1 rRNA gene is annotated in these 392 nt (G+C 47.2%); it reads left to right on the top strand.

The features are described 5' to 3' along the window. Positions 1-18: 18 nt before the first annotated feature. Positions 19-392: ribosomal RNA gene (locus tag SB773_RS30265) — 23S ribosomal RNA — on the top strand; the annotation flags it as partial.

Raw genomic sequence — 392 nt, 5'->3', positions numbered from 1 at the left:
TTTTTTTAATTTTAGTTTGGTTAAGTTAGAAAGGGCGCACGGTGGATGCCTTGACACTAGGAGTCGATGAAGGACGGGACTAACGCCGATATGCTTCGGGGAGCTGTAAGTAAGCTTTGATCCGAAGATTTCCGAATGGGGAAACCCACTATACGTAATGGTATGGTATCCTTACCTGAATACATAGGGTATGGAAGACAGACCCAGGGAACTGAAACATCTAAGTACCTGGAGGAAGAGAAAGCAAATGCGATTTCCTGAGTAGCGGCGAGCGAAACGGAATCTAGCCCAAACCAAGAGGCTTGCCTCTTGGGGTTGTAGGACATTCTATACGGAGTTACAAAGGAACGAGGTAGACGAAGCGACCTGGAAAGGTCCGTCACAGAGGGTAA

This window comes from Bacillus sp. SIMBA_074, from assembly GCF_046534555.1.
GTDB classification, from domain to species: Bacteria; Bacillota; Bacilli; order Bacillales; family Bacillaceae_G; genus Bacillus_A; species Bacillus_A mycoides.
The sequence above is the reverse complement of the archived record's forward strand: the minus strand, read 5'-3'. Positions and strand labels throughout refer to the sequence as shown.